The organism is Cupriavidus pauculus (assembly GCF_002858765.1).
Lineage (GTDB): Bacteria > Pseudomonadota > Gammaproteobacteria > Burkholderiales > Burkholderiaceae > Cupriavidus > Cupriavidus pauculus_B.
In genome coordinates this window covers 250,950-270,448 of the sequence record NZ_PJRP01000009.1, presented here as the reverse complement: position 1 = coordinate 270,448, position 19,499 = coordinate 250,950, and the positions used below count along the sequence as shown (strand labels likewise).

General features: G+C 64.8%; 17 protein-coding genes. All 17 read left to right on the top strand.

From position 1 onward, the window contains the following. Positions 1-15 precede the first annotated feature (15 nt). Entirely contained in the window at positions 16-297 is a 282-nt protein-coding gene (locus tag CYJ10_RS19890) for an FAD assembly factor SdhE (RefSeq protein ID WP_082926287.1), read from the top strand. A 42-nt stretch (positions 298-339) separates the two neighbouring features. Then, positions 340-1,641: a citrate synthase gene (gene gltA / locus CYJ10_RS19885; RefSeq protein WP_101683170.1), complete on the top strand. Its 1,302-nt coding sequence runs from the start codon at positions 340-342 to the stop codon at positions 1,639-1,641. A 587-nt stretch (positions 1,642-2,228) separates the two neighbouring features. Beyond that, a complete protein-coding gene (locus tag CYJ10_RS19880) occupies positions 2,229-3,356 on the top strand; it encodes a branched-chain amino acid ABC transporter substrate-binding protein (protein WP_101683169.1) in 1,128 nt (375 codons plus the stop codon). A gap of 139 nt (positions 3,357-3,495) precedes the next feature. Beyond that, positions 3,496-4,422, top strand: a complete 927-nt coding sequence (livH, locus tag CYJ10_RS19875) for a high-affinity branched-chain amino acid ABC transporter permease LivH (RefSeq protein ID WP_101683168.1) — start codon at positions 3,496-3,498, stop codon at positions 4,420-4,422. A gap of 12 nt (positions 4,423-4,434) precedes the next feature. Then, a complete protein-coding gene (locus CYJ10_RS19870; protein WP_101683167.1) occupies positions 4,435-5,709 on the top strand; it encodes a high-affinity branched-chain amino acid ABC transporter permease LivM in 1,275 nt (424 codons plus the stop codon). Further along, positions 5,706-6,473: a high-affinity branched-chain amino acid ABC transporter ATP-binding protein LivG gene (gene livG / locus CYJ10_RS19865; protein WP_101683166.1), complete on the top strand. Its 768-nt coding sequence runs from the start codon at positions 5,706-5,708 to the stop codon at positions 6,471-6,473. Before CYJ10_RS19870 ends, livG begins: the two co-directional genes overlap by 4 nt. Then, a complete protein-coding gene (locus CYJ10_RS19860; protein ID WP_101683165.1) occupies positions 6,473-7,174 on the top strand; it encodes an ABC transporter ATP-binding protein in 702 nt (233 codons plus the stop codon). Before livG ends, CYJ10_RS19860 begins: the two co-directional genes overlap by 1 nt. A 305-nt stretch (positions 7,175-7,479) precedes the next feature. After that, entirely contained in the window at positions 7,480-8,889 is a 1,410-nt protein-coding gene (gene leuC / locus CYJ10_RS19855) for a 3-isopropylmalate dehydratase large subunit (RefSeq protein WP_101683164.1), read from the top strand. Between the two features lie 50 nt (positions 8,890-8,939). Further along, entirely contained in the window at positions 8,940-9,071 is a 132-nt protein-coding gene (locus CYJ10_RS19850; protein ID WP_066733342.1) for an entericidin A/B family lipoprotein, read from the top strand. Between the two features lie 9 nt (positions 9,072-9,080). Then, complete coding sequence (gene leuD, locus CYJ10_RS19845; protein WP_101683163.1) at positions 9,081-9,731, top strand: 3-isopropylmalate dehydratase small subunit; 651 nt, start codon at positions 9,081-9,083, stop codon at positions 9,729-9,731. Between the two features lie 37 nt (positions 9,732-9,768). After that, positions 9,769-10,836, top strand: coding sequence for a 3-isopropylmalate dehydrogenase (gene leuB / locus CYJ10_RS19840; protein ID WP_101683162.1), 1,068 nt, complete (start codon positions 9,769-9,771; stop codon positions 10,834-10,836). 457 nt (positions 10,837-11,293) lie between these two features. Continuing rightward, complete coding sequence (gene asd, locus CYJ10_RS19835; protein WP_101683161.1) at positions 11,294-12,430, top strand: aspartate-semialdehyde dehydrogenase; 1,137 nt, start codon at positions 11,294-11,296, stop codon at positions 12,428-12,430. A 303-nt stretch (positions 12,431-12,733) separates the two neighbouring features. Continuing rightward, complete coding sequence (locus tag CYJ10_RS19830; protein ID WP_101683207.1) at positions 12,734-15,574, top strand: FimV/HubP family polar landmark protein; 2,841 nt, start codon at positions 12,734-12,736, stop codon at positions 15,572-15,574. Between the two features lie 144 nt (positions 15,575-15,718). Continuing rightward, positions 15,719-16,549, top strand: coding sequence for a tRNA pseudouridine(38-40) synthase TruA (gene truA / locus CYJ10_RS19825; protein WP_101683206.1), 831 nt, complete (start codon positions 15,719-15,721; stop codon positions 16,547-16,549). Beyond that, complete coding sequence (locus CYJ10_RS19820; protein WP_257993428.1) at positions 16,527-17,249, top strand: phosphoribosylanthranilate isomerase; 723 nt, start codon at positions 16,527-16,529, stop codon at positions 17,247-17,249. The genes truA and CYJ10_RS19820 overlap by 23 nt, the downstream gene beginning before the upstream one ends. A gap of 119 nt (positions 17,250-17,368) precedes the next feature. Then, positions 17,369-18,562 (top strand): tryptophan synthase subunit beta, encoded by a 1,194-nt coding sequence (gene trpB, locus CYJ10_RS19815; RefSeq protein WP_101683159.1) that lies wholly within the window; start codon positions 17,369-17,371, stop codon positions 18,560-18,562. Next, a complete protein-coding gene (locus tag CYJ10_RS19810) occupies positions 18,562-19,497 on the top strand; it encodes a DNA-methyltransferase (RefSeq protein WP_101683158.1) in 936 nt (311 codons plus the stop codon). The genes trpB and CYJ10_RS19810 overlap by 1 nt, the downstream gene beginning before the upstream one ends. The last annotated feature ends 2 nt before the right edge of the window (positions 19,498-19,499 follow it).

The window sequence follows — 19,499 nt, the reverse complement described above, 5'->3', positions numbered from 1 at the left end:
CAAAGAAGGCTGACCATGAGTCATTCCACCACTTTCTCCCATCAGGCCGACCCGCACAAACGTGCCCGTCTTCGTTGGCGCGCCCGCCGCGGCCTCCTGGAGAACGACATCATCGTCGAACGTTTCTTCAACCGTTACGAGGAGAGCCTGTCCGATGAGGACGTGGCATCGCTGGGCGAGCTGTTCGAGCTCAGCGACAACGAGTTGATGGACCTGCTGCTTGTCCGCAAGGAGCTTGACGGTGAGCTCGACACGCCCCCGATGCAACGGGTACTCAGCCTGCTGCGTTCGGTCTGAGTTTGGTCAACACTATTATTCACAGTATTTGAAGGAACCGACATGACGCCGTCCGATGTGAAAGCCACGCTATCGTTTTCCGATGGTTCCCCCAGCGTTGAGCTGCCGATCTACAAGGGCACCGTTGGCCCGGATGTGATCGACATTCGCAAGCTGTACGGTCAAACCGGCAAGTTCACCTATGACCCGGGGTTCATGTCGACCGCTTCGTGCAACTCGAAGATCACCTACATCGATGGTGACAAGGGCGAGCTGCTGTACCGCGGCTACCCGATCGAGCAACTCGCCGAGAAGTGCGATCACCTCGAAACCTGCTACCTGCTGCTGAAGGGCGAGCTGCCCAACGCCAAGCAGAAGGAAGAGTTCGTGAACTCGGTGATGAACCACACGATGGTTCACGAGCAACTGCAATTCTTCCTGCGCGGCTTCCGCCGCGACGCACACCCGATGGCCGTGCTGACGGGCCTGGTGGGTGCGATGAGCGCGTTCTACCACGACGCGATGGACATCGATGATCCGCACCAGCGCGAGATCTCGGCCATCCGCCTGATCGCCAAGATGCCGACCCTGGTCGCCATGGCGTACAAGTACAACATCGGCCAGCCGTACGTCTATCCGCAGAACGACCTGTCCTATTCGGGCAACTTCATGCGCATGATGTTCGGTACGCCGTGCGCACCGTACACCGTGAACCCGGTGCTGGAACGCGCGCTGGACCGTATCTTCATCCTGCACGCCGACCACGAGCAGAACGCGTCGACGTCGACCGTGCGCCTGGCCGGTTCGTCGGGCACGAACCCGTTCGCAGCCATCGCCGCCGGCGTGGCCTGCCTGTGGGGTCCGGCCCACGGCGGCGCGAACGAAGCCGCGCTGAAGATGCTGGAAGAAATCGGCAGCGTCGACCACATCGGCGAGTTCATCAAGCAGGTCAAGGACAAGAACTCGGGCGTGCGCCTGATGGGCTTTGGCCACCGCGTGTACAAGAACTACGATCCGCGCGCCAAGCTGATGCGCGAAACCTGCCATGAAGTGCTGAACGAACTGGGCCTGCACAACGACCCGCTGTTCAAGCTGGCCATGGAACTGGAAAAGATCGCGCTGGAAGACGAATACTTCGTGAGCCGCAAGCTGTACCCGAACGTGGACTTCTACTCGGGTATCGTGCAGCGCGCGCTGGGCATCCCGACCTCGCTGTTCACCTGCATCTTCGCCCTGGCACGTACGCCGGGCTGGATTTCGCAGTGGGAAGAGATGATCACCGATCCGGAATACAAGATCGGCCGTCCGCGTCAGCTGTTCAACGGCAACGCCGCCCGCACCGTGCCGGACATGGCCAAGCGCTAAGCCGCGTCCCGTGCTGCATGAAAACGCCCCGGCCTGCCGGGGCGTTTTTTTTGCCCCATGCGATTCAGGTACAGGGGCGGTTGCGCAAGGTGGCGCAAAGCATGGCATACGCCACAAATGTGGCTATGCACAATTGTTGTGAAACACGATTTTGACGACGATTCCTGCCTTGGCATGGTTGCAACGGGCTGCATTAGTTGTCAGATTTTCCCCAAACCCGAACAACATCACTTCATCAGGGTGCAACTTTCCCCCTATAATGCGGGCTGCTTTGCCGACCGGCAGCCGGGCCACCCTTCCGGCCAGCCGTGTTGGAGAAGCGGGGCAGGCGAAGCGCTTGCGCAATAGAGAACGCATCAACGTTGTCTTTCCGAACTTACGGCGTCCGCGACATCCCTGAGATGTGCGTGCGCCGACACATGCCGGGCCCCGCATTCGCTTCATTGTCTTCATCGCAGGCCCGGTTTCCGCTTATGGGCCGTACGTTCGCCACGTCAGGCGGCGCTTCTTCCTCGCGGGTGTTGTTCGATTGCGCCAGTCATGCCGACTCTGCCCGGAATGACCCATACATAATCGAGGAGCTCCTGATGACGCTGTCCCGTCTCACGTCCACTGCCATGGCCGCCGTGCTTGCCACTGCCGGTCTCGCTGCCTTCACCTCGGCCAACGCCGAAACCGTCAAGATCGCCATTGCCGGCCCCATGAGCGGCTCGGTTGCCCAGTACGGCGACATGGTCAAGGCCGGTGCCCTGACCGCGATCGAACAGATCAATGCGGCGGGTGGTGCCAACGGCAACAAGTTCGAGGCCGTGCTGATGGATGATGCCTGCGAACCGAAGCAGGCCGTGGCCGTGGCCAACAAGATCGTCAGCCAGGGTATCCACTACGTGATCGGTCACGTGTGCTCGGGTTCGACGATTCCGGCCTCGGACATCTACGAAAACGAAGGCATCGTGATGGTTACGCCGTCGGCCACCGCGCCGCAGCTGACCGAGACGAAGAAGCGCAATTTCATCTTCCGCACGATCGGCCGCGACGACCAGCAAGGCCCGGCCGCCGCCCAGTACATCATCAACAAGGTCAAGCCGAAGAAGGTTGCCGTGCTGCACGACAAGCAGTCGTACGGCCAGGGCATCGCCACCTCGGTGAAGAAGGACCTAGAAGCAGCCAAGATCCCCGTGGCGGTGTTTGAAGGCATCAACGCCGGCGATTCCGACTACTCGGCCGTGATCACCAAGCTGAAGTCGCAGGGCGTGGACTTCGTGTACTTCGGCGGCTACCACCCGGAAATGGGCCTGCTGCTGCGCCAGGCGCGCGAGCAGGGCGTGAAGGCCACGTTCATGGGCCCCGAAGGCGTGGGCAACAAGGACGTGACGGCGATTGCCGGCCCGGCTTCGGAAGGCATGCTCGTGACGCTGCCGGCCGACTTCTCGGCCGACCCGGCCAACGCCGCGCTGGTGAAGGCCTTTGCCGACAAGAAGCGTGATGCCAACGGTCCGTTCCAGATGCCTGCCTACGCAGCCGTCAAGATCATCGGCGACGCCATCGCCGGTGCCAAGAGCACCGATCCGACCAAGGTGGCCGCTTACATGCACAAGAACGCGTTCACCACGCCGATCGGCAAGGTCGAATACGACGCCAAGGGCGACTTGAAGTCGTTCAAGTTCGTCGTCTACACGTGGCACAAGGACGCCACGAAGACCGCCGCAAACTAAACCCGGCGCCATCCTGGCGAAACGCCCCGCGGCCAACCGGCCTGCGGGGCGTTTTGGTATCGGTTCGATGTCGGTTAGCCGCCACATAAGGGCGGTCGGCATCGCGCATCGGACTCATCCGATCCACAAGGTCCCCCGCATGAACGAATTCCTTCCACAGTTCACCCAGCAGCTGGTCAACGGCCTGACGCTGGGTGCGATCTATGCATTGATCGCCATCGGCTACACGATGGTCTACGGCATCATCGGCATGATCAACTTTGCCCACGGCGAGATCTACATGATCGGCGCCTACGTGGGTCTGGTGACGCTGACCGCCATTGGCGCGCAAGCTGGCTATCCGCTGCCGCTGGTGCTGGGTGCGGCGCTCCTCGTTGCCGTTGTGGTCACCGGCGTCTACGGCTTTGCCGTGGAGCGCGTGGCCTATCGCCCCCTGCGTGGCGGGCCGCGCCTGGTGCCGCTGATCTCGGCTATCGGCATGTCCATCTTCCTGCAGAACTACGTTCAGATCGGGCAGGGCGCGCGTGACGTGTCGGTGCCGATCCTGATCTCTGGCGCCATCGAATTCCAGATGGGCGGCGACTTCACGGTGACCGTGCCGTATTCGCGCCTGCTGATCGTCGGCGTGACGCTGGTGCTGATGATCGCGCTGACGCTGTTCATCGGCCATTCGCGCATGGGCCGCGCCTGCCGCGCCTGCGCCGAAGACATGCGCATGGCCAACCTGCTGGGCATCGATACGAACCGCGTCATCTCGTTCACGTTCGTGCTCGGCGCCATGCTGGCCGCCGTGGGCGGCGTGCTGATCGGGTTGACGATCGGCAAGCTCAATCCCTTTATCGGCTTCATCGCCGGCATCAAGGCCTTTACGGCCGCGGTGCTGGGCGGCATCGGCAGCATTCCGGGCGCGATGCTCGGCGGTGTGCTGCTGGGCCTGGCCGAAACGTTCGCGTCGGGCTACATGCCGTCCGAGTACAAGGACGTGGTGGCATTCGGCCTGCTGGTGCTGGTGCTGCTGTTCCGTCCCACGGGCCTGCTTGGCAAGCCCGATGTGGAAAAGGTCTGAGGGGAGGGCGACATGACACAAGCGACTTCGATTTCGCGGACGTCCGTCCCGCAAACGTCGGTCTCGGACACGCTGAAGAATGCCGTGACCGCCGCCGTACTGACGGCCATTCTGACCATTCCGATTCTGGGCCTGCAACTCAAGCTCGACGGCTACAAGGTGGTGCTGGAGCCGCACTGGCGTCCGGTGTGGATCGCCGTGGGGCTGGTCTTCCTGTTCCAGCTGTGCAAGCCGTTCCTGCTGCGCGCGCGCAGCGCCGTCAAGCTGCCGTCGGTGCCCGCGATGGGGGCGAAGCAGCAGCGGTCGGCCATCTGGGTGCTGCTGGCGGTGGGCGTGGTGTTCCCGTTCTTCGGCTCGCGCGGCGCGGTGGACGTGGCCACGCTGGCGCTGATCTACGTGATCCTGGGCCTGGGCCTCAATATCGTGGTGGGCTACGCCGGCCTGCTCGACCTGGGCTACGTGGGCTTCTACGCCGTGGGTGGCTATACCTATGCGCTGCTGAACCAGTATTTCGGCCTGACGTTCTGGGAATGCCTGCCGCTGTCGGCCGGCCTGGCGGCCACGTTCGGCTTCGTCCTGGGCTTTCCGGTGCTGCGGCTGCGCGGCGACTACCTGGCCATCGTGACGCTGGGCTTTGGTGAAATCATCCGCCTGCTGCTGAACAACCTGACCAGCCTGACCGGTGGTCCGGACGGCGTGTCGGGCATTCCGAAGCCGACCGTGTTCGGCATCGAAATGGCACGCAGTGCCAGCGTGGAAGGGGCGCAGACGTTCCATGACCTGATCGGCATTCCGTATGCCGGCCAGCACATGGTGATCTGGCTGTACCTGCTGGCGTTGCTGCTGGTGGGCTTCACGCTGTTCGTCACGAGCCGCCTGATCCGCATGCCGATGGGGCGTGCGTGGGAAGCGCTGCGCGAGGACGAGATCGCCTGCCGCTCGCTGGGCCTGAACCCCACGCGCATCAAGCTGTCGGCCTTCACGCTGGGCGCGTCGTTCGCCGGCCTGGCCGGCGCATTCTTCGCCGCGCGCCAGGGCCTGGTCAATCCGGAATCGTTCACGTTCATCGAGTCGGCGCTGATCCTGGCCGTGGTGGTGCTGGGCGGCATGGGTTCGCAACTGGGCGTGATCCTGGCCGCGATCCTGCTGACGATCCTGCCGGAAGTGGCGCGCGACTTTGCCGAATACCGCATGCTGATCTTCGGTCTGGTGATGGTGTTGATGATGATGTGGCGTCCGCAGGGCCTGCTGCCTGCTAGCCGTCCCCATGTGGAGCTGCCGCGATGAGCACTGAAATGCTGAAAGTATCGGGCCTGCAGATGCGCTTCGGCGGTCTGCTGGCCGTGGACGGCATCGAGTTCGAGGTGCGTCGCGACGAGGTGTTTGCCATCATCGGCCCGAACGGCGCCGGCAAGACCACCGTGTTCAACTGCGTGGGCGGCTTCTACAAGCCCACCGCGGGAGAGGTGACGCTGGACGGCCATTCCATCGCGCGCAAGCCCAGCCACGTGGTGGCGCGCCACGGGCTGGTGCGCACGTTCCAGAACATCCGCCTGTTCAAGCAGCTGACCGTCGTGGAAAACCTGATGGTTGCACAGCACCGGCAGGTGAAGGCCGGGCTGCTGCGCGGCCTGCTGGCCACGCCGGCATTCCGTCGCGCCGAGCGCGAGGCGCTGGAGCGTGCTGCCGAATGGCTGGAGCGCATGGGCCTGACCAGCGTGGCCAACCGCGAGGCGGGCACGCTGTCGTACGGCCACCAGCGCCGGCTGGAGATTGCGCGTTGCATGATCACCAAGCCGCGCCTGCTGATGCTGGACGAACCGGCGGCGGGCCTGAACCCGCAGGAAAAGATCGAGCTGCAGCAACTGATCGACAAGCTGCGCCGTGAATTCAACATCTCGGTGCTGCTGATCGAGCACGACATGAGCCTGGTGATGGGTGTGTCGGACCGCATCCTGGTGATGGAACACGGCAAGCCGATCATGATCGGCAAGCCTGACGAGGTGCGCAACGACCCGCGCGTGATCAAGGCCTACCTGGGAGAGGACTGATGCTGAAGCTGGAAAACGTCCATACCCATTACGGCGCTGTCGAGGCGCTGTCGGGCGTATCGATCGAAGTCAACAAGGGCGAGATCGTCACCCTGATCGGCAGCAACGGCGCCGGCAAGACCACGCTGATGATGACCGTGTGCGGCACGCCGCGCGCCTCCAGCGGACGCGTGACGTTCGAGGGACAGGACATCAGCCGCCGCAACACGCACGAGATCATGCGCATGGGCATGGCAATTTCGCCAGAAGGCCGGCGCGTGTTTCCGAGTCTGACCGTGCTGGAGAACCTCAAGATGGGTGGTTTTTTTGCCAGCCGTCATGAGATCGAAGCCGGCATCGAGCACGTGTTCAAGCTGTTCCCGCGCCTGAACCAGCGCGCGAACCAGCGGGCGGGCACGATGTCGGGCGGCGAGCAGCAGATGCTGGCCATCGGCCGCGCGCTGATGAGCAAGCCCCGCCTGCTGCTGCTGGACGAGCCCACGCTGGGCCTGGCGCCGCTGATCATCGCGCAGATCTTCGACATCATCCGCGCGATCCGCGAAGAGGGCGTCACGGTCTTCCTGGTGGAGCAGAACGCCAACAAGGCGCTGCAGGTGGCCGACCGCGGCTACGTGCTGGAAACCGGCAAGGTGGTGCTGGCCGATACCGGCGCCAACCTGCTGGCCAACGACCGCATCCGCGCGGCGTATCTGGGTGGTTAAGCCGGGCGGCTGAGGCTGCCAGGGCGGGCGACGGCGTTTTCAAGGCGCCGTCGCCTTCGCCATCCACGAAATCCCCCTTTCGCCAATGACCGCCGCCCGGGCGGTCCGGCCTGCCCTTCGGCGGCGGAGCCACATGGCATAATCGATTGCGATGTCAAGCAATCACCGGCTGCGCCGGAAAAGCAGCAAAATAGCCTGCTTGCCCGCGAAGGCATCCGGAAAACACATTCCCCTGCAAACAACGTGCGGATTCGCGCCGTTCGCATCCCCCGGATACGGACGGACGGTCTGCCCCCCCCCGCATCATGGCCAAGACGCTCTACGACAAACTCTGGGATGACCACACCGTCCACGTCGAGGAAGACGGCACGACGCTGCTCTACATCGACCGTCATCTGCTGCATGAAGTGACCAGCCCGCAGGCTTTTGAAGGCCTGAAGCTGGCGGAGCGTCCGGTATGGCGCATTAGCGCGAACCTGGCCGTGTCGGACCACAACGTGCCGACCACCGACCGCACCCAGGGCATCGCCGACCCGATCTCGAAGCTGCAGGTCGATACGCTGGATGCCAACTGCGACGCCTTCGGCATCACGCAGTTCAAGATGAACGACCACCGCCAGGGCATCGTCCACGTAATCGGGCCCGAGCAAGGCGCCACGCTGCCCGGCATGACCGTGGTCTGCGGCGACTCGCACACCAGCACGCACGGCGCGTTCGGCGCGCTGGCGCACGGCATCGGCACGTCGGAAGTGGAACACGTGCTGGCCACCCAGACGCTGCTGGGCAAGAAGGCCAGGAACATGCTGATCCAGGTGGAAGGCAAGATGCCGCGCGGCTGCACCGCCAAGGACATCGTGCTGGCTATCATCGGCAAGATTGGCACGGCCGGCGGCACGGGCTACACGATGGAATTCGCCGGCTCGGCCATCCGCGACCTGACCATGGAAGGCCGCATGACGGTCTGCAACATGGCCATCGAAGCCGGTGCGCGCGCCGGCCTGGTGGCCGTGGACGACATCACGCTCGAATACGTGAAGAACCGCCCGTTCGCGCCGCAGGGCGTGGAATGGGACCAGGCCGTGGCCTACTGGCGCACGCTGCATTCGGACGCTGGCGCCCACTTCGACAAGGTGGTGGAGCTGCGCGCCGAGGACATCCGTCCGCAGGTTACCTGGGGTACGTCGCCCGAGATGGTCGTCAGCATCGAAGACCGCGTGCCGGACCCCGAGAAGGAAAAGGACTCGAACAAGCGCAACGCCATGGAGCGCGCGCTGGAGTACATGAACCTGCAGCCGAACACGCCGATGGAGTCGATCAACATCGACAAGGTGTTTATCGGTTCGTGCACCAACAGCCGCATCGAGGACATGCGCGCCGCCGCATGGGTGGTGCAGAAGCTGGGCCGCAAGGTGGCGTCCAACGTGAAGCTGGCGATGGTGGTGCCGGGTTCGGGGCTGGTCAAGGAACAGGCCGAGCGCGAAGGGCTGGACAAGGTCTTCAAGGCCGCCGGCTTCGAGTGGCGCGAACCGGGCTGCTCGATGTGCCTGGCGATGAACGCCGACCGCCTGGAGCCGGGCGAGCGCTGCGCGTCCACGTCGAACCGCAACTTTGAAGGCCGGCAGGGCGCCGGTGGCCGCACGCACCTGGTCAGCCCGGCCATGGCCGCGGCGGCTGCGATCGAAGGGCATTTCGTCGACATCCGCAAGCTCGGCTGAACGGCCGCGACGGGTCAAATGGTCAACCACGACTTTCGAATAGAGAGAACATGAAAAAGATCGTGATCACACTGCTGGCATGCCTGGGCATGCTGCAACTGGCTGGCTGCAACACGATTGCCGGCTTTGGCAAGGACACGCAGGCTGCCGGGCAGGCGCTCGAGAACGCCGCCCGGAAGTAAGGACACATCATGGACAAGTTCACCGTACACAGCGGCCTCGCGGCGCCGCTCGATCGCGAAAACGTCGATACCGACGCGATCATCCCGAAGCAGTTCCTGAAGTCGATCAAGCGCACGGGCTTTGGCCCGAACCTGTTCGACGAATGGCGCTACAAGGACGTGGGCCAGCCGGGCCAGGACAACAGCAAGCGTCCGCTGAACCCGGATTTCGTGCTGAACCAGCCGCGCTACCAGGGCGCATCGATCCTGCTGGCGCGCAACAACTTCGGCTGCGGCAGCTCGCGCGAGCACGCACCGTGGGCGCTCACGCAATACGGCTTCCGCGCGGTGATCGCGCCGAGCTTTGCCGATATCTTCTTCAACAACTGCTACAAGAACGGCCTGCTGCCGGTGGCGCTGACCGATCTGCAGGTCGACCATCTGTTCAACGAGACGATGGCGTTTCCGGGCTACCAGCTGACGATCGACCTGGACCGCCAGGTCGTGGTCACGCCGGGTGGCGACAGTTATTCGTTCGATATCGCCCCGTTCCGCAAGTACTGCATGCTGAACGGCTTCGACGACATCGGCCTGACGCTGCGCCAGAAGGACAAGATCAAGTCCTACGAAGCCGAGCGTCTGACGAAGATGCCGTGGCTGGGCAACCGCGTGGTTGGCTGAGCCAGACCGACCGGATCACACCTATATAGGAAGACACATGAAGATTGCAGTCCTGCCGGGCGACGGCATCGGTCCCGAGATCATTGCCGAAGCCGTCAAGGTGCTGAACGCCCTTGACGAGAAGTTTGAAATGGAAACCGCCCCGGTGGGCGGCGCCGGCTACGAGGCCGAGGGCCACCCGCTGCCGGAGAACACGCTGAAGCTGGCTCAGGCGGCCGACGCCATCCTGTTTGGCGCCGTGGGCGACTGGAAGTACGACAGCCTGGAACGCCCGCTGCGCCCGGAGCAGGCCATCCTGGGCCTGCGCAAGCACCTGCAGCTGTTTGCCAATTTCCGCCCGGCGATCTGCTATCCGGAACTGACCGGCGCATCGAGCCTGAAGCCCGAGCTGGTGGCCGGCCTGGACATCCTGATCGTGCGCGAACTGAACGGCGACATCTACTTCGGCCAGCCGCGCGGTGTGCGCGAGGCGCCGGACGGCCTGTTCAAGGGCGCCCGCGAGGGCTTCGACACGATGCGCTACAGCGAGCCGGAAATCCGCCGCATCGCCCACGTGGCCTTCCAGGCCGCTGCCAAGCGCGGCAAGAAGCTGTGCAGCGTGGACAAGGCCAACGTGCTGGAGACGTTCCAGTTCTGGAAGGACATCGTGATCGATGTCAGCAAGGAATATCCGGACGTCGAGTTGTCGCACATGTACGTGGACAACGCCGCGATGCAGCTGATCAAGGCCCCGAAGAGCTTCGACGTGATCGTCACCGGCAACATGTTCGGCGACATCCTGTCGGACGAGGCCGCCATGCTGACGGGCTCGATCGGCATGCTGCCGTCGGCGTCGCTCGATGCCAACAACAAGGGTCTGTACGAACCGTCGCACGGTTCGGCCCCCGATATCGCCGGCAAGGGCGTGGCCAATCCGCTGGCTACGATCCTGTCCGCCGCGATGATGCTGCGCTACTCGCTGAACCGCGCCGAGCAGGCCGATCGCATCGAGACCGCCGTCAAGAAGGTGCTGGCCCAGGGCTACCGCACTGGCGACATCCTGACGCCGGGCTGCAAGCAGGTTGGCACGAAGGAAATGGGCGACGCCGTGCTGGCGGCGCTGTAAGCGACTCGCACCTGTTGCTCCCGCTGGTTTGCGCCCCTCTTCCGCAAGGCGTGAGAGGGGCTGGGGGAGAGGGCAGGCGACTCAAGATGCGAATTCGCAATTTGCTGCTCAATTCCCTCTCCACCGCCCCCACTCCCGCACGCCGGAGAGGGGAGAACGCCTCTCGCAAGCACTAAAACACCCGAATTTCCCCTGCGGCGGCGCCGCAAATTCGTGTAGACTCTCCCGTCATGGCCCGATTCCACCAGTCCCTTCTGACTGCTTCCGCTGCTCGCACCGCTCCCACCGCTATCGGTGGCGCGATCGGCGCGGATTCGCTCGGCCTGACCGCAACGACGATTAAAACCATTACTAAAACGATCCCCTAGATCGTTCGTCGTGCCTGCCCGTCTTCCCCGCGCAGCCACGCCGGGCGAGGAAAATGGCGGGGAAGTTCACATCACATCCGAGGTAAGTCATGATTGTAGGTCTCGTCGGTTGGCGAGGAATGGTCGGCAGCGTCCTGATGCAACGCATGCAGGAAGAGGGTGATTTCGACCATATCGAGCCCGTTTTCTTCAGCACGTCCAATGCCGGCGGTAAGGCCCCGGCCATGGCCAAGAACGAAACCACGCTGAAAGATGCGAACGACATCGACGCACTGAAGAAGTGCGACGTCGTGCTCACCGCCCAGGGCGGCGACTACACGAACGATGTGTTCCCGCGCCTGCGTGCTGCCGGCTGGAACGGCTACTGGATCGACGCCGCGTCGTCGCTGCGCATGAAGGACGACGCCATCATCGTTCTGGATCCGGTGAACCTCGGTGTGATCAAGGACGCGCTGTCCAAGGGCGTGAAGAACTTCATCGGCGGCAACTGCACGGTCAGCTGCATGATGATGGGCCTGGGTGGCCTGTTCCAGCACGACCTGATCGAGTGGATGACCTCGATGACGTACCAGGCCGCGTCGGGCGGCGGTGCCCAGCACATGCGCGAGCTGCTGACGCAGTTCGGCACGCTGAACGCCGCAGTCAAGCCGCTGCTGGACAACCCGGCATCGGCCATCCTGGAAATCGACCGCCAGATCCTGGCGACCCAGCACGGCCTGTCGGCTGACGAAACCAAGCAGTTTGGCGTGCCGCTGGCCGGCAACCTGATTCCCTGGATCGACAAGGACCTGGGTAACGGCGTTTCCAAGGAAGAGTGGAAGGGCGGCGCCGAGACCAACAAGATCCTGGGTCGCGGCGAAGGCTTCGTTGGCGCCACCGGTGCCAGCCCGATCGCCGTGGACGGCCTGTGCGTGCGGATCGGCGCGATGCGCTGCCACTCGCAAGCACTCACTATCAAGCTGCGGAAGGATGTGCCGCTGGATGAGATCGAAGGCATGCTGGCGGCCAACAACCAGTGGGCCAAGGTCGTGCCGAACACGCGCGAAGCCAGCATGAAGGACCTGACGCCGGCAGCGGTGACGGGCACGCTGACGATTCCGGTCGGCCGTCTGCGCAAGATGCAGATGGGTGGCGAGTACCTGTCGGCCTTCACGGTGGGCGACCAGCTGCTGTGGGGCGCCGCCGAACCGCTGCGGCGTATGCTGCGCATTCTGATCGAGGGTTGACCCCCGGATTGCCTCGCTGCTTTCGTTGCAGGGAGGCAACAGAATCTGCCGCTTTCCAAGCAACGCCGCGCCTCAGCGCGGCGTTGTCGCATCCGGAACGCTTTTTTTCGCGGGCTTGCGTCACAATACAGCCGGCATGCGCTTGGCCACGGGGTCATCGTTACCGTGCATCGGAGATGCATGGCAGCGACATGGGCGCGCAGCAGGGCAGGCAAGAAGCCTGTCCGTTTCGTCGCCCGCCAGCCAGCCATTTGTTGGGATCGGGTTAATTTCTGCTACTAAAAACCATAAATGGAGCACGAGGTGAGTGTGAGCCTACATCGCCGGAAAGATGCGCCTACTGTCCGTCAGCGCTGGTCAACGCTGGCCATCACGGCTGCTGGTCTGCTGCTTGCGCAGCCTGCCGCGTATGCCGCGGGGTTTGGACAATTAAGGGTTCAATCCAATCTGGGGCAACCGCTCCAGGCTGAAATCGATATCACCGGCGTGACGCCCGAGGAAGCTGACAGCCTGGCTGTCAAGCTGGCCGCGCCGGGTGCCTATTCACGCGCCGGGCTGACGTATCTGTCGGCCATTGCGAGCGTGAAGCTCGACGTGCAGAAGCGTCCGAACGGTACCTATGTGGCCACCGTGCGGTCCAACCAGCCGCTCAGCGAACCGTTCGTCGACATCCTGGTCGACATGAGCTGGTCGAGCGGCAAGATCACGCGTGCCTATACCTTCCTGCTGGACCCGGCTGGCGCCAAGCCGTCCAGCCAGGCGTTCTCGCCCACCACCGTGGTGCAGGCGGCTACTCCTGACGCGTCGCCAGCCGCGGCCCCCGCTCCGGCTCCAGTCGCCGCCGCGCCTGCCGCCGTGGCACCCGCGCCAGCGGCAGCCCCGGCGCCGGCCCGTCAGCCGCGCCGTGCCGCAGCGCCGGCCGCTGTTGCCGATGGCGCTGCCGCCAATGGCGGCTACACGGTTCAGCAAGGCGATACCCTCTATTCTATTGCCGGCGATGCCACGCAGGGCGTCGATTCGGTGTCGCTGGAACAGATGCTGCTCGCGCTGTACCGCAACAACCCCAACGCCTTCATCGGCGGCAACATCAACCGGATCAAGTCCGGCGCCGTGCTGAAGGTGCCAAGCGCCCAGCAGGCCCAGTCGGTGAGCCCGCGCGAAGCACGCCGCGAAGTGGTGGCGCGTACGCAAGGCTTCGACAGCTACCGCAGCCGCCTGGCCGCTGCTGCCGCCGCCAAGTCGGTGGAAGCCGGGTCGGGCCGCGAGCAGTCGGGCAACGTGACGGCGCGTGTGCAGGACACCACGGTGCCGAACGCAGGTCCGCGCGACGAACTGAAGCTCTCGAAGGCCGAGAAGGGCGCGCAGGCCAAGGCGGAAGCCGAGGTGGCCAGCCAGCGCAAGCTGAAGGACGCCGAATCGCGCGTCGCCGATCTCGAGAAGAACATTTCCGACATGCAGCGCCTGATGGAGCTGAAGAACTCGGAGATCGCCAAGCTCAACCAGAACAGCCAGAGCGCCAAGGCGGCTACCGCCGCGGCGGCCACGGCTGCAGCCACGGCCGCGCCCGCTGCTGGCAAGGCGGCCGATACCGCCGCCGCGCCGGCCCCGACCGTGGTGCCGGCCGAGCCGGCCAAGGCCGCGGATGCCACGAGCACCGCCACGCCGGAGCCGGCACCGGCTGCAGCCGCCGCCGCCGCTTCTGCGCCGGACGCAACGGCCACGGCTGCGACTGCAGCCGCTTCCGCGCCGCAAGCCAGCGCTTCGGCCCCTGCTGCTGCCTCGACGCCTGTTGCTGCTGCGAAGAAGAAGCCTGTCGTCCAACCGGTTCCCGAGCCGTCGTTCCTCGACGAGCTGCTGGCCAACCCGATGTTGCTGCCGGGCGCGGGTGTGCTGGTTGCGTTGCTTGGCGGATATGCGTACTATCGCCGCCGCCAGAAGCAGAAGGCGAGCGAGAACACCGGTTTCGGTGACAGCATCCTGTCCCAGGAAAGCACGGTCATGGCGGGCGGACATTCCCTGTTCGGCACCGCCGGTGGCCAAAGCGTCGACACGTCGCAGCACAGCGTGTTCGGCGCCGACTTCCGCATTGGCAACAACTCGCCCGAAGCGACGGAAGTCGACCCCATTGCCGAGGCCGAGGTGTACATCGCGTACGGACGCGACGTGCAGGCCGAGGAAATCCTGCGCGAAGCGTTGCAACAGAATCCGGAGCGTCAGGCCATTCGCCTGAAGCTGCTGGAGATTTACAACACTCGTCAGGATGTGGAAGGTTTCCGAGTGATCGCAGAAGAGATGTTCGCCCAGGTAGGCGGACAAGGCGCGGACTGGCAACAGGTCGCGGAAATGGGTCGGAAGCTCGACCCGAGCAATGCGCTGTACCTGTCGGTGGCGCCCGATACGACGGCGGAAGCCGATACGACGACGCCGGTGGCGGACCAGTGGCGCACGCAGGACCCTGCCCAGTCGATGCAGCAGGCTCCCCAGGCATCGGCCATGCCGGACCTGGCGCTGCCGCTCGATGCTTTCCCGGCGCCCGCGCCGGGGGAGCCCATCGTGGCACCGGCGTCGGCCTCGCTGGTGTTCGGTAACGAGATCCAGGCGGAGCCGGTGGCGCGTCTCGATGACGTCCTCGACGAGCGCCACGATGCCGGCCTGGATCTGCCGGCAGATGGGGCAGACCGCCACCTGGCCGGGGTGCCGGCACTCGATACGCCGACGCGGTCGCGTCCGCTGGAGTTCGACATGTCCAGTCTGTCGCTGGACCTGAACGCCGTGAATCCGGGTGCGGCCGTGGCGGCAGAGCCGGCTTCGGTCGCCACGTTCGAGGCGCCGTCCCTGACGGAATCGACCGTGCCGCTGCCGGCGCCGACGATGCTCCAGAACGGCAGGCTGGTGGAGCCGATCGACCTGAGCCGTGTCACGTCCGAAGGCAATGGCGATTCCACGCATGGGGTGTCGGCCAGCACGCTGTCGGCCACGGGCATGGATGGCAGCCGCGACATGCAGATCAAGCTCGACCTGGCACGCGCCTACATCGAAATCGGTGACAAGGAAGGTGCCCGCGAGCTGCTGCAGGAAGTGGTGGAGCAGTCGGAGGACCCGTTGCAGACCGAGGCTCGCACGCTGCTGCGCGACGTGGCCTGATGCGGGGCGGCCCGCGGGTTTCGACCCAAAGGCCGGTATGATGCAGGGTTTGCGGCACGCCGTTGACACGGGGTGCCGCAGCCCGAAGCGATGCGCCGGAAGCGTCCCTTCCGGCGCATTTTGTTTTTGGGCATCGCCACACTCATGAATCGCATCGCCATCGGACTTCACTACGACGGTTCGGCCTTTTCCGGCTGGCAGTCGCAGCCCCACCGCAATACCGTGCAGGACCACCTGGAAAATGCCATCGAGCGTTTTGCCGGGACGCGTCTGCTGACCACGGTGGCGGGGCGGACCGATACCGGCGTGCACGCGCTCGGCCAGGTGATCCACCTCGATACCGAGCTGGATCGCGACAAATTCTCGTGGGTGCGCGGTGTCAACGCATTCCTGCCGCCGTCCATTGCGCTGCAATGGGCGGAGCCGGTCGACGACGGCTTTCACGCGCGCTTCCTGGCCTACGAGCGGATGTACTACTACGCGCTCTACACCGGCCCGCACCGCGTGCCGATGATCCACAGCCGGGCTGGCTACCAGATGCTGCCGCCGGGCCAGCGGCTCGATGTCGACGCCATGCGCGGCGCGGCTGCCTGCCTGCTGGGCGAGCATGATTTCTCTGCCTTCCGGGCCGCCGAATGCCAGGCCAAGTCGCCGGTCAAGACGATGTATGACGTGACGGTTCGCGCCGACGGCAACTGGGTATTTCTGCGCTTTCGCGCCAGTGCGTTCCTGCACCACATGGTGCGCAACCTGATGGGCTGCCTGGTGGCGGTGGGGCGGGGCCGGTATCCGGCCGAATGGATGGCCGAGGTGCTGGCCGGCCGCAACCGCCAGAAGGCCGCCCCGACGTTCATGCCCGACGGGCTGTACCTGGTCGACGTGAAGTATCCTGAGCCGTACCAGCTACCTGCGGCGGATGCGTCCGCCAGCTTCTTCCACGGAGTGTTTGCCGATGGTTCCGACAATGGCGCCTGATGCCGGCCGCGTGCTGCCCCGCACGCGCATCAAGATCTGTGGGCTGACGCGCCCGGAGGACGTGCGTGCGGCTGTCGACGCCGGCGCCGATGCCATCGGCCTGGTGTTCTACGACAAGAGCCCCCGCTACGTGGATGTGGCCCAGGCCGCCGCGCTGGCCGAACAGGTGCCGCCGTTCGTCACCGTGACCGGGCTGTTCGTCAACGCCGACGCCGAGGAAGTGGCACATGTCACTGAGCGTGTGCCGTTGACGCTACTTCAATTCCATGGGGACGAAACGGCGCAGCAATGTATCGACATCGCGCGCCGCTGCCGGCTGCCGTATGTGCGTGCTGCCCGTGTCCAGCAGGGGCTTGATTTGGTAGAATTCGCCGATCAATACCGTGACGCCGCCGGCCTGTTGCTCGACGCCTTCGTGGAAGGCTATGGCGGTGGCGGCCACGTCTTCGACTGGACCCTGATTCCTGCTCAATGGCTTCCGCCCAATCCGACCAGCCAGCCCGCAAGCGACGCTCCTCGCATCGTTTTGAGTGGTGGGTTGAACGCGCAAAACGTCGCTGGTGCGATTGAGCGCGTGCGCCCCTATGCCGTGGATGTGAGTAGCGGTGTGGAGGCGTCGAAGGGTGTGAAGGACCACGCCCGCATTGCCGCGTTTGTGCGCGCCGTGCGCTTGGCGGATGCAGGACAGGCTGGCCAGTAACGCCACGCCGGCACCGTTCCGCTGCCATCCCCGATTGCCCCGGTCGCTCCGATCGCCCGATACCGAATTTGATGCGTTCCGCCGCTACCGTGCGCGGAACGTCACCTGAGAGCCTGGACATGTACGACTTGCCCGATTCCCGAGGCCATTTCGGCCCCTATGGCGGTAGCTTCGTTTCCGAAACCCTGGTCCACGCGCTGGACGAGTTGCGCGACGCCTATGCGCACTACCAGCAGGATGCGGACTTCAACGCCGAATTCCAGCGCGAGCTGAAACACTTTGTCGGCCGCCCGTCGCCGATCTACCACGCGCAGCGCTGGAGCGAGACGCTGGGCGGTGCCCAGGTGTTCTTCAAGCGCGAAGACCTGAACCACACCGGCGCCCACAAGATCAACAACGTGATCGGCCAGGCGCTGCTGGCCAAGCGCATGGGCAAGAAGCGCGTGATCGCCGAGACCGGGGCAGGCCAGCACGGCGTGGCCACGGCGACGATCGCCGCGCGCTTCGGCATGGAATGCGTGGTCTACATGGGCTCCGAGGACGTGCGTCGCCAGGCGGCCAACGTCTACCGCATGAAGCTGCTGGGCGCCACGGTGGTGCCGGTGGAAAGCGGCTCGAAGACGCTCAAGGACGCGCTCAACGAAGCCATGCGCGACTGGGTGACCAACGTCGAGACCACGTTCTACATCATCGGCACGGTGGCCGGCCCGCACCCGTACCCGATGATGGTGCGCGACTTCCAGTGCGTGATTGGCGAGGAATCGAAGGTGCAGATGCCCGAGCTGACCGGCCGCCAGCCGGACGCCGTGATCGCCTGCGTGGGCGGCGGCTCGAATGCGATGGGTATCTTCTACCCGTACATCGAACACAAGGACGTGCAGCTGATCGGCGTGGAAGCGGCCGGCGACGGCCTGGACACGGGGCGCCATGCGGCATCGCTGACCGGCGGCTCGCCGGGCGTGCTGCACGGCAACCGCACCTACCTGCTGCAGGACGAGAACGGCCAGATCATCGAGACCCACTCGGTGTCGGCCGGCCTGGACTATCCGGGCGTGGGGCCGGAACACGCGTGGCTCAAGGACATCGGCCGCGCGCAGTATGTGCCGATCACCGATGACGAAGCGCTGAAGGCCTTTCACGACTGCTGCCGCATCGAAGGCATCATCCCGGCGCTGGAATCGAGCCACGCCATCGCCTACGCGTGCAAGCTGGCGCCGACCCTGCCCAAGGACAAGCTGCTGCTGGTGAACCTGTCCGGCCGGGGCGACAAGGACATGCACACCGTGGCCGAACGTGGAGGCTTGAAGCTGTAATGCGTGCGCTGCCCCCTGACACCACCACCCAAGCGGAAGAGGGCGGCGCCGCGGCGCCGTTCGACATCCTCGACACCGAAGCCGTCCGCCTGTACCAGGAAGACGCGCTCGAAGGCATCAATCGTATCGAAGACGGATCGGTCGACCTGATCGTCGCCGATCCGCCCTACGGCCTCGGCAAGGACTACGGCAACGATTCCGACCTGCTGTCGGGCGACGCCTATCTGGAATGGTCCGAGCGCTGGATGGACGCCATCATCCCGAAGCTGGCCCCCAAGGGCACGCTGTACCTGTTCTGCACGTGGCAGTACTCGCCCGAGCTGTTCGTGATGCTCAAGAAGCGGCTGACGATGATCAACGAGATCATCTGGGATCGCCGCGTGCCCAGCATGGGCGGCACCACGCGCAAGTTCTCGTCGGTGCATGACAACATCGGCTTCTTTGCCCGTCAGCGCGACTACTACTTCGACCTGGACCCGGTGCGCATTCCGTACGATGCCGAGACCAAGAAGGCCCGCAGCCGGCCGCGCTTCGAGGGCAAGAAGTGGCTTGAGGTGGGCTACAACCCGAAGGATCTGTGGAGCGTGCCGCGTATCCACCGGCAAGATCCCGAGCGCGCCGACCATCCCACGCAGAAACCGCTGGAGATCGTCGAACGCATGGTGCTGTCGAGCTGCCCGCCGGGCGGCGTGGTGCTGGACCCGTTCACGGGCAGCGGCACCACGGCGGTGGCCTGCGTGCGCCACGGCCGGCGCTTTGTCGGCTTCGAGATGAATCCGCAATACGCCGCGCTGGTGCGCGATCGCGTGACGGCGGCTCAGCCCGTCTACGCGCCGATCCAGCCCGACAGCCTGCCCGCGGGCACCGAAACGACCCCGGCTGCTGCCAACGACGATGCCAATGACGCGGCGTCGCCGGTGCAGCGCCTTATCTGATT

What these genes read in the sequence shown, in the direction of transcription:
- livG (WP_101683166.1), top strand. Translation starts at nt 5,706, where the DNA reads ATGAGCACTGAAATGCTGAAAGTATCGGGCCTGCAGATGCGCTTCGGC.
- gltA (WP_101683170.1), top strand. Translation starts at nt 340, where the DNA reads ATGACGCCGTCCGATGTGAAAGCCACGCTATCGTTTTCCGATGGTTCC.
- leuD (WP_101683163.1), top strand. Translation starts at nt 9,081, where the DNA reads ATGGACAAGTTCACCGTACACAGCGGCCTCGCGGCGCCGCTCGATCGC.
- CYJ10_RS19810 (WP_101683158.1), top strand. Translation starts at nt 18,562, where the DNA reads ATGCGTGCGCTGCCCCCTGACACCACCACCCAAGCGGAAGAGGGCGGC.
- leuC (WP_101683164.1), top strand. Translation starts at nt 7,480, where the DNA reads ATGGCCAAGACGCTCTACGACAAACTCTGGGATGACCACACCGTCCAC.
- livH (WP_101683168.1), top strand. Translation starts at nt 3,496, where the DNA reads ATGAACGAATTCCTTCCACAGTTCACCCAGCAGCTGGTCAACGGCCTG.
- trpB (WP_101683159.1), top strand. Translation starts at nt 17,369, where the DNA reads ATGTACGACTTGCCCGATTCCCGAGGCCATTTCGGCCCCTATGGCGGT.
- CYJ10_RS19820 (WP_257993428.1), top strand. Translation starts at nt 16,527, where the DNA reads ATGGTTCCGACAATGGCGCCTGATGCCGGCCGCGTGCTGCCCCGCACG.
- CYJ10_RS19890 (WP_082926287.1), top strand. Translation starts at nt 16, where the DNA reads ATGAGTCATTCCACCACTTTCTCCCATCAGGCCGACCCGCACAAACGT.
- CYJ10_RS19850 (WP_066733342.1), top strand. Translation starts at nt 8,940, where the DNA reads ATGAAAAAGATCGTGATCACACTGCTGGCATGCCTGGGCATGCTGCAA.
- CYJ10_RS19870 (WP_101683167.1), top strand. Translation starts at nt 4,435, where the DNA reads ATGACACAAGCGACTTCGATTTCGCGGACGTCCGTCCCGCAAACGTCG.
- leuB (WP_101683162.1), top strand. Translation starts at nt 9,769, where the DNA reads ATGAAGATTGCAGTCCTGCCGGGCGACGGCATCGGTCCCGAGATCATT.
- asd (WP_101683161.1), top strand. Translation starts at nt 11,294, where the DNA reads ATGATTGTAGGTCTCGTCGGTTGGCGAGGAATGGTCGGCAGCGTCCTG.
- CYJ10_RS19880 (WP_101683169.1), top strand. Translation starts at nt 2,229, where the DNA reads ATGACGCTGTCCCGTCTCACGTCCACTGCCATGGCCGCCGTGCTTGCC.
- truA (WP_101683206.1), top strand. Translation starts at nt 15,719, where the DNA reads ATGAATCGCATCGCCATCGGACTTCACTACGACGGTTCGGCCTTTTCC.
- CYJ10_RS19860 (WP_101683165.1), top strand. Translation starts at nt 6,473, where the DNA reads ATGCTGAAGCTGGAAAACGTCCATACCCATTACGGCGCTGTCGAGGCG.